Raw genomic sequence first — 6,929 nt, 5'->3', positions numbered from 1 at the left:
TCAGGGGGAGGTTGATGCAGTGGTATGCGATTTAAATAACCGCCCAAGGAAAACATTAGGCTTTGAAACACCAGAAGATTTAATGGATAATTACTTGGCGGCACAAGCCGCATAAATGGTATGCACTTCAAGGTTGAATCCGCGTCAACAATTGTTGAGTGTTATTTTTATTTGTTTGATTGGTGAAGGTAAAGGAGTGCCATGTCTAAATTATTGCAATTAAAGTGTTTGTCTGATATAAAAAAATTTATATCAGAAATCGAGATATACAGAGCAAGGCCGATAGTAAGAGGGAAGCACCCGACTCTATATGAAGAGAGAAAGGAAGGTCGATATAGAACTGTTATGGGGGTCAGGGTATGTGACTATCAATTTTCCCCTGATGAGCGTTGGGTTTTGCCAAATCCTAAAATGGGATTGTCTTTTTCCTCTACTTGGGACAATTTAAAGTTTGTATATGGAATGTTCAAAAAGAGGGCAAAGAAAAAGCCTGTGGACATATACTGGGTTTTATCCGAGGCGGATATCCCTCCGGGGCTGGCATTTAAGCAGGACTCAGAAAATTCTGGACATTACTTTTTAGCGATAACAGAAAGGATGCTTGTCGAACAGCTGGTGGATAAGCTTCGCCTTGTAGCACAAAGAATGTCTGTTATGGAAGATGGAGGTAGAGCACTGTGATTACGTTTTCAAGATATACACATGTCAACGATATTGTTTCTCACTATATGAGAGCTTTAGGTCGTGCTGATATTAAAGCCATAATGGATTCTGGAATATCCAACCCCGAAGAAGCTGAGCTTTTTTCAAGGTTTATTTGGGAGGTGGTAGGGCAAATGAACCTAGATGAAGAAAATGGCATTGAAGTGCTCGGGCAGATCGATAATTCGGAAATGATTCCAGATATACATTATGAAATTTCTAAGCTCATGAGGGATTCCGGCTATTATAAAATCTGGGAAAAAGTCTCAAATGAGGAAATCTGATAAAGGGGTTCGCGCTCTTGTGTAGTGTATTCGATGTGGGTGATCACGCCGGCATGGAGCGCTTCCTGAAGGAGTACGGAGTACACCATCCGAAGCGCATGCTGTATGGCCGCCGCAGGCGGCCCACCCAGGACGTTTCCATTGTCACTGCCAGGCATGGGGGGTCGGAAGTGGAAACTGCAATCTGGCACCTGTATCTGGAGCGCGACGGCGACAACTGGAAGCCGCACCGCAAGTACTGGTCGATCAACAGCAACTGGCAGAAGCTGGGCAAGCGCCCCGAGTACCGCAAGTCCCGCTGCCTGATCCCCGCCACTGCCTGGGTGGAAAGCCAGCACGGTAAGAATCCGGTGGAGTTCAGTTACGGCCAGCCCTTTTTCTTCTGCGGTCTGTACAAGACCTGGGGCAATTTGCTCAGTTGCGCCATTATTACCCTCGGGGCACACCCGAAGACCAGACAATATCACGAGAAATCCCTGCCCATGGTCGCGCCCGCAGACAAGGAGTTTGTGGCCAATTGGTTGAGCGGTGGAGAAGATACTGCCCCCTTTGAGCCCTACCTGCACCCGCATATCGAGTACGCCGGGCATCCCCTGACGGTGAGGCCGGTGGTAAGAGCGACCTCTACGGAATACTCTGGTGAACAGCAGGAGCTTTCCTGACCTGAACCTCGCAAGATATCCCTCACTCTTGTTCGGCCCACAAAGCTGCCAGATCCTGTCTTCTAATTACTATCCTGGGTTTTCAATTTTCTTCATCACACGGCACGGCCAGCGGTGCTACCGCTTTTTGCCTAGGAAGCGACAAATCCAAGGTAATTCAGGCACTTAACCAGCTGGCATGCATTGATCTGTATATTTTTTGAACGTGGAAAAGGGTCTGCGATCACTCCTCCCCACGCCTGCCGGTTTTGGGCTTTCCTTTACCCAGTGAAATTGGAAAACACCGCAAACCCCCGCTAGGCGTGGGTTGTAGCGGTTTTCATGATTTCACAAAATGAAGAGTTTTGAAGCGTTATGAAGAGATTTTTCACAGGCCAAATTAGCCGAAAGCCAGTAACCACGGGGTTTTCCGCGCGGTGGTGGTTTTGTGCCTTATTCTCAGATTTCCTCGCCATTTGCGTCCACAGTACCCCACCTGGACCAGGCCGAGAGCGATGCCAGCCTCTTAATCCGTCTCGGCAAACGCCACGATGCTGTCGCCACCATCAAGGCCGGTCGGCTTTTGTTTTTTTCACTTCAGCCAGTGCTTTGGAGACAGCTTGCCTTGCCTTTGTGAATGCACTCTTGGGGTCTGCTTCATTAGGCAGAACAGTGAACTGCTTCTGTTTGTCGGTTAGTGGCTTATTGCTCATCATCATGTTCCTCCTTGAGATCAATGATCATTTTTCCATCTTTGTCACGTTTGCCAGATGCTAGGCCTTCAGGCTCTTTGATCTTGTCTTTGTTGACCTTCATTTCTTGAGTGAGCTTTTTCAGTCCAGCTTTCGCGCGCTCTTCTTTGGAAAGCCGTTTTAGCTTTTCATTGTGAGCAGCATTGAAGTCTTTGATTTTGTTACTCATCAAATTATTCTCCGGATACAGCTATTGCTCTTGGGGTCGTACTTGAACCCTTTTTGTTCATAGTAATCTCGGACATCACTATTGATGGGGTACATGATTTTTACATGCGTCGCGCCAAGGAGGGTGGCATAGGCGTACAGAGCCAGATACGTAAGGTCTAGATGCGGCTCTCCGGCTTCTGGTGATTTCTCGATATAGTCCAGCCTAAGCCCTGTAGCTTGATATGTAGGGCGCCCCATGGCAAAGCCTACCAAGCGGTTCCCACTCCAGGTGGCAGATTCAAATCGTTTGGGGAAGTTAAATTTCCAGCTAATCCAAGAGGAGGGCCAGTCCCAATCAACCTTCCTGTTAGGGTGGTTTTCCCACTGATGGAAGGCTGTATAGGAAGTGCTATCGACAAGTGCAAGCCGAGTACCTGGCAGATCCAGTGCTTCATTGGCCATCTGGATTGATTGCCGCCTGAGTTCTGTATACCTGCGCTCTAATTCCTCGCGCATGCGTAGCTTATAACCCGCCATGTGAACTCCTTTTCAAATGGCCTTTTCTGCTCTTTTTCTGCTGCACTTGCGATTTAAGTGGCTGGGAAGGAGAGGGGGGCATCTTAATAGTTGCGCATTTACCGCCTCCCTGCCAGTCGCAAATATTATTGCGTTGACACTTTGTTGACACTTGAACGAAAAAGGGCGGTACTAAGAAAATTAGTACCGCCCTTCGATGCTTGCAACTGATTGATTTGCAAGACTTTTTATGGCGGTGGGGTAGGGATTCGAACCCTAGGACCTGTTACAGTCAACGGTTTTCAAGACCGCCGCTTTCGACCACTCAGCCACCCCACCAATTTGTGCCCGGGATTATACCTAGCTCCTTAATGGATACAAGCATCATTGTAAATTTTTCAAGCAGTTCAATAAGTTAGACCGTTTATTGACCAGTTTTGGCCGTATCGTCGCACGGGTCAAAGCCACTTGCCACCTTCGGGGCAGGCGGCTTTGACCCGGTATGCTCTAGCTGGCCTCCGCTGAGTTGCGGCCGATGCCGGCATCGACATTACTCTGTGCTTGCCCGTGGGCCACACGGGGGTCGTTGGTGGGGCGGGACAGGGTGCGTGGGCTGTGCTCGACTGCGGCGGGTTGGCCTGTGTCCAGCGGTTGCTGAAGGCCCACTTTCCGGTGCTTTGTGACAATCGAAAGCTCGCGCAGCGGCTTGGGGTTGATCCGGGGATCATTGCCGGCGCGGCCTTGGAGTGCAGGGGTAGTTGTTTTTTCTGATGCTGCAGCTTCCGTGGCCAATACGGCTTCCTGGGCACCGACTCTCGCATCGCGCCGTTCCCGCAAAGCGGCGTCATTGGCTTCTTTCAGGGCGACCTCTTCGGCATTCTCCGGCTCAACAACGGAAGTATTATCCAGCGGTGAGGGCTCTGCTGCTGGTGTTCCGGCAGCTGATTTCTTAGCAGCAGCTTCTATTTCCACCCTGGCAGGAGCTTGCTCTCCTGCCAATGGGGATGAAATCAGCTGCTCTCCAGTTGCTGCCGGGAAAGGTTGCTCTTCAGTATCAGTTGTGGTTGCCGGTTGTGCGGGTATAGATACCTTTTTGGCCTCAGGTCTGACACGCTTGGCCGCATCACTTTGTGTTGCCGGGACTTCAGGTTGTTCCATCAAATGAGTACTTGTTGGAGCCTTTGCCATCTGCGCAATTTGCTCTGTCTGAGATGCGGGCTTCGATGGTTTGGGCTGGCCCTGGTGCCGGCTCCTGGGTCTGGTTTCCTGGGCTGCAGGCGATGCACCGGAACTTTTATTGCCAATGGCTTGAGACTTTCTGGCTTCACTTTCCGCTTCGTCAATGGCTTCATTAATCTCGCGGTTCAGTTCTTCCTGGCCTTGGGGCACGGTTGCGGTATTTTCTCCACGGCGGCCGCGGCGGCGAGCCTGCGGGCGTCCACGGACATTGCTTGGGCGGCGCGCAGGTCGTTGCTGTTGCCCTGCGGCTTCACTGACCTGCTCAGCCGTTTTGCTGTCAGTAACCGCAGAGCGATTGTCATCTTGATCACGACTGTCGTGGCTGCGACGGCGACGACGGCGACGTTGGCCATCACCCCGTTCAGTACCGGCTTTGTGCTCTACAGTTTGTTTCCCCTGGTGCTTGTCTTCCTGCTTGGCCTCCTCGCGGCGGTCATCCTTGCGGCGTGCGGGGCGTCCATTGCGGTTACTGCGGCCACCGCGCTGGTTGCGATTGCGCTGGTATCCTTTGCTGCGATGCTTGGATTTTTTGTGTGTGTCTGATTCTTTTTCCCCAGTTGAGAAGAGGGAGGCAATGGCGTTAATCAGGCGAATGAACAAACCGGGCTCGGGCTTTTTTTCCGGTGTGGGGGCTGGAGCGGTATGTGCGATCTGCTGCACAGCCGGTTGAACCGCTGTGCGCTGGGGCTTCTCCTCTTTCCTGGTAGCGGCCTCTTCGACAGTGCCGGAAATTTTATAGGAGGTCTCCGGGGTGGCCGTATCGTCATCGCGCAGGCGCTGCACTTCAAAGTGTGGAGTCTCGAGCTCCGCACTGGGTACGACAACGACGCGGGTATTGTTTCGAGATTCGATCTGCGAAATGGTTTTGCGCTTTTCGTTGAGCAGATAAGTGGCGACATTCACCGGGGTGATCGCACGAATCTCCGCGCTGCGCTCTTTTTTGGCCTCTTCTTCCACCAGGCGCAAGATAGAGAGCGCCAGGGATTTGGTGCCGCGAATGGTGCCCTGGCCGCTACAGCGGGGGCAGACCCGAAAAGTGGTTTCTCCCAGAGAGGGGCGCAGGCGCTGGCGGGACATTTCAAGCAGGCCAAAGCGGGAGATGCGGCCAACCTGGACACGGGCGCGGTCCATGCTTAGGGCCTTCTCCATGCGCTTTTCAACTTCGCGCTGGTTGGATTTACTCTGCATATCGATAAAGTCGATAACAACCAGGCCCCCCATATCGCGCAGGCGCAACTGGCGGGCAATTTCATCAGCCGCTTCCAGATTGATATTGCGTGCAGTCTCTTCAATATCCCCACCCTTGGTCGCGCGGGAGGAATTGATATCGATAGATACCAGCGCCTCTGTGACGTCGATCACGATGGAGCCACCAGAGGGGAGTTTCACTTCTCGCTCAAAGGCGGTTTCTATCTGGCTTTCGATTTGGTAACGGTTGAACAGCGGGATGGCGTCTTCGTAATACTTTACCTTGTTGGTAGAGTGGGGCATGACCTGGCGGGCGAATTCTGCTGCCAGTTGGTAAGCGCCTTTGTCGTCGACAATCACTTCGCCGATATCATCGCGCATATAGTCACGGATTGCGCGAATAATGACGTTGCTCTCCTGGAATAGGAAGTGTGGCGCCTTGGAGGAATCGGCTTCCTCCTTGATAGCGGCCCACAACTTCAGGAGGTAATTCAAGTCCCACTGCAGTTCGTCACTGCTGCGACCCACACCAGCGGTGCGTACGATGATGCCCATGCCCGAGGGGACTTCCACGCTGGCCAGGGCATCGCGTAGTTCAGAGCGCTCATCACCTTCAATGCGCCGGGAAATACCCCCGGCGCGGGGGTTGTTTGGCATCAGTACCAGGTAGCGCCCGGCAAGGCTGATAAAGGTGGTCAGTGCTGCGCCCTTGTTGCCGCGCTCTTCTTTGTCCACCTGTACGATGACTTCCATGCCCTCCTTAACCACATCCTTGATCTTGATGCGGCCTTCGTGCTTGAGGAAGTATTCGCGGGAAATTTCTTTTAGCGGGAGGAAGCCGTGGCGATCTTCGCCGTAGTCAACAAAGGCAGCTTCCAGGGACGGTTCCACACGGGTGATCTTGCCTTTGTAGATATTGGCTTTTTTCTGCTGGCGGGTACGGTTTTCAATATCCAGATCATAGAGCCACTGGCCGTCCACCAGGGCAACACGCAACTCCTCTGGCTGGGTTGCGTTGATTAACATTCTCTTCATGCGTGTCGTTTTCCTTGCGTTACACGAAGGAGGACAACCGCGGTTCACAGGCTTGCTTTTGGGCCGCCAAAAGGAGAGGACCAGATGGCGGGGCAGGGAAAAGGGTGGCACTATGCTCTGCCGCTCATTCGATCTATGCGGCCTATTGAAACAAATGTCCACCCCTTTCTGACACTGCAAAAACTCTGGATACGTGCTGCTGCCACGTTATCCATTGGTACCTTCAACAGTACCATTTTTCCTTCAGTACCTTGTGTAGTACTGCCCGGTACCAGTGCTATGGGCTTCCATGACTGGGTCGGGAGCCACCCGTCGGTCAATTTCAAGCTGGGTGACAAGGTTTGCGTCAACATTGCTGGTTGTGTAGCGCGGCTTTTGACCGAGACCAGCAGTTCTATATTTTGTCCACCGGGTTTGTGGAA

The 6,929-nt window shown here is 52.3% G+C and carries 7 protein-coding genes and 1 tRNA gene; 3 read left to right on the top strand and 5 right to left on the bottom strand.

Annotation, left to right across the window (positions count from 1 at the left end):
• The first annotated feature begins 201 nt into the window (after positions 1 to 201).
• The 3 genes from ACL7TT_RS16155 to ACL7TT_RS16145 are packed head-to-tail and all read left to right on the top strand — an operon-like array spanning position 202 to position 1,648.
• Positions 202 to 681: a hypothetical protein gene (locus ACL7TT_RS16155; RefSeq protein WP_413396934.1), complete on the top strand. Its 480-nt coding sequence runs from the start codon at positions 202 to 204 to the stop codon at positions 679 to 681.
• Positions 678 to 986, top strand: a complete 309-nt coding sequence (locus tag ACL7TT_RS16150; protein ID WP_413396932.1) for a hypothetical protein — start codon at positions 678 to 680, stop codon at positions 984 to 986. Before ACL7TT_RS16155 ends, ACL7TT_RS16150 begins: the two co-directional genes overlap by 4 nt.
• A 17-nt stretch (positions 987 to 1,003) precedes the next feature.
• Complete coding sequence (locus tag ACL7TT_RS16145; protein ID WP_413396930.1) at positions 1,004 to 1,648, top strand: SOS response-associated peptidase family protein; 645 nt, start codon at positions 1,004 to 1,006, stop codon at positions 1,646 to 1,648.
• Between the two features lie 545 nt (positions 1,649 to 2,193).
• Here ACL7TT_RS16145 and ACL7TT_RS16140 read toward each other — a convergent pair.
• The 5 genes from ACL7TT_RS16140 to ACL7TT_RS16120 all read right to left on the bottom strand — a co-directional run bounded on the left by ACL7TT_RS16140 (position 2,194) and on the right by ACL7TT_RS16120 (position 6,507).
• Positions 2,194 to 2,343 (bottom strand): hypothetical protein, encoded by a 150-nt coding sequence (locus tag ACL7TT_RS16140; protein ID WP_413396928.1) that lies wholly within the window; start codon positions 2,341 to 2,343, stop codon positions 2,194 to 2,196.
• Positions 2,330 to 2,548, bottom strand: coding sequence for a hypothetical protein (locus tag ACL7TT_RS16135; protein WP_413396926.1), 219 nt, complete (start codon positions 2,546 to 2,548; stop codon positions 2,330 to 2,332). Before ACL7TT_RS16135 ends, ACL7TT_RS16140 begins: the two co-directional genes overlap by 14 nt.
• Positions 2,548 to 3,066, bottom strand: a complete 519-nt coding sequence (locus tag ACL7TT_RS16130) for a hypothetical protein (RefSeq protein WP_413396924.1) — start codon at positions 3,064 to 3,066, stop codon at positions 2,548 to 2,550. The genes ACL7TT_RS16135 and ACL7TT_RS16130 overlap by 1 nt, the downstream gene beginning before the upstream one ends.
• 230 nt (positions 3,067 to 3,296) lie before the next feature.
• Positions 3,297 to 3,384: transfer RNA gene (locus tag ACL7TT_RS16125), tRNA-Ser, on the bottom strand.
• 168 nt (positions 3,385 to 3,552) lie between these two features.
• The gene (locus ACL7TT_RS16120) at positions 3,553 to 6,507 is read right to left on the bottom strand and encodes an Rne/Rng family ribonuclease (RefSeq protein ID WP_413396923.1); all 2,955 of its coding nucleotides are present in this window, start codon (positions 6,505 to 6,507) and stop codon (positions 3,553 to 3,555) included.
• Positions 6,508 to 6,929: the final 422 nt, after the last annotated feature.

Origin of the sequence: Microbulbifer jejuensis (assembly GCF_047289955.1) — a bacterium.
Taxonomy (GTDB): domain Bacteria; phylum Pseudomonadota; class Gammaproteobacteria; order Pseudomonadales; family Cellvibrionaceae; genus Microbulbifer.
Note: the sequence above shows the minus strand (reverse complement) of the source record. Positions and strands in the feature narration are given on the sequence as shown.

Excerpts from the sequence above, each read along its gene's own strand:
- ACL7TT_RS16120 (WP_413396923.1), bottom strand. The coding sequence starts at position 6,507 with ATGAAGAGAATGTTAATCAACGCAACCCAGCCAGAGGAGTTGCGTGTT.
- ACL7TT_RS16140 (WP_413396928.1), bottom strand. The coding sequence starts at position 2,343 with ATGATGAGCAATAAGCCACTAACCGACAAACAGAAGCAGTTCACTGTT.
- ACL7TT_RS16155 (WP_413396934.1), top strand. The coding sequence starts at position 202 with ATGTCTAAATTATTGCAATTAAAGTGTTTGTCTGATATAAAAAAATTT.
- ACL7TT_RS16135 (WP_413396926.1), bottom strand. The coding sequence starts at position 2,548 with ATGAGTAACAAAATCAAAGACTTCAATGCTGCTCACAATGAAAAGCTA.
- ACL7TT_RS16130 (WP_413396924.1), bottom strand. The coding sequence starts at position 3,066 with ATGGCGGGTTATAAGCTACGCATGCGCGAGGAATTAGAGCGCAGGTAT.